This is a genomic window from Arhodomonas sp. KWT (genome assembly GCF_010993615.1).
Window position 1 is genome coordinate 1 of the sequence record NZ_WNXE01000415.1, and the last position, 1,532, is coordinate 1,532.

A 1,532-nucleotide genomic window follows, 5' to 3' on the forward strand; every position below is an offset into this window, starting at 1 on the left:
CTGGTGATGCTCATCTACGGGGTGATGCCGCGGGCCGGCTACATCCTCGTGCGCACCCCCGCGGAGCTGCTCTCGCTGCTGTTCAATCTCTATTTCATCGCCATCATCGCCCAGGCGATCCTCTCCTGGGTGATCCAGCCGGGTCAGTACCACCCGGCACAGACCCTGCTCTACAGCCTCACCGAACCGGTGCTGCGGCCGATACGCCAGCTCGTGCCCCTGATCGGCGGCATCGACCTGTCACCGCTGGTGGCGCTGATCCTGCTCCAGGTGCTGAAGATGCTGGTGATGCAGCCGCTCAACCACATCGCCCCGCCGCTGTTCTGATGGCACGCGGGGCAATGCATGCCCCGCCCGATGCTGCCGCCAGCCGTCCGGGCGCCAGCAATCCAGGGGACACCGCGACGCGGCCGGTCGGGCACCTCAATGCCGCCCGAAGGGGGCACGAGACCAGCCTCTGGATTTCTGCCGCCCAGACTCCTAGTATCGGCGAGCATTGTCCCGGATAGCAGCGAGCCCATGCCGAAGACCATTCCGTCCGACTCCGTCGGCCTGGTGGCGCCACGCCACGCACGTTTCGACGAACCGCTGGCACTGGAATGCGGGCGCGAGCTGCCCGGCTTCGAGCTCGTCTACGAGACCTACGGCACACTGAACGCGGACGCCAGCAACGCCGTACTGATCTGCCACGCCCTTTCGGGCACCCACCACGCCGCCGGCTACCATACCCTCGAGGACAGCAAACCCGGCTGGTGGGAGGCGATCATCGGACCGGGCAAGCCCGTGGACACCAACCGGTTCTTCGTGGTGTGCAGCAACAACCTCGGCGGCTGTCACGGCTCCACCGGCCCGGCGACGGTCAACCCGGCCACCGGCGAGCCCTGGGGGCCGGACTTCCCGATGGTTACCGTCCACGACTGGGTCGCCAGCCAGGCACGGCTCGCCGATCACCTGGGCGTCCATCGCTGGGCGGCGGTGGTGGGCGGCAGCCTCGGCGGCATGCAGGCCCTGCAGTGGGCCATCGACTACCCCGACCGGCTGGCCAACGCGGTGACTGTTGCCGCCGCACCCCGCCTGTCGGCGCAGAACATCGGCTTCAACGAGGTCGCCCGCCAGGCCATCCGGGGTGATCCGGACTACCACGAGGGGCGCTACCAGGCCATGGGCACCGTGCCCCGCCGCGGGCTGATGCTCGCGCGCATGCTCGGACACATCACCTACCTGTCCGACGAGGCGATGCACGAGAAGTTCGGCCGCGACCTGCGTGAGGGCAAGCCCGACTACGACTTCCACTACGGCGTGGAGTTCGAGGTCGAAAGCTACCTGCGCTACCAGGGGCGTGCGTTCATCAACCGTTTCGACGCCAACACGTACCTGCTCATGACCAAGGCGCTCGACTACTTCGATCCGGCGGCCGCCCACGGCGGGGATCTCGCCCGGGCGCTCGCCGGTGTGCAGGCACGCTTCCTGGTGCTGGCGTTCACCAGCGACTGGCGCTTCCCGCCGGCGCGCTCGCTGGAGATCGTGCGCGC

Annotated in this window: 2 protein-coding genes; both read left to right on the forward strand. The window is 68.3% G+C overall.

Going from position 1 to position 1,532, the window contains the following annotated elements; genetic code table 11:
- On the forward strand, nucleotides 1-327 hold a 327-nt coding region (locus tag G7A99_RS19470), incomplete at its 5' end, for a YggT family protein (protein WP_163143343.1).
- Between the two features lie 192 nt (nucleotides 328-519).
- Nucleotides 520-1,532, forward strand: a 1,013-nt coding sequence (locus tag G7A99_RS19475; protein WP_163143346.1) for a homoserine O-acetyltransferase, incomplete at its 3' end; no start/stop codon positions are given.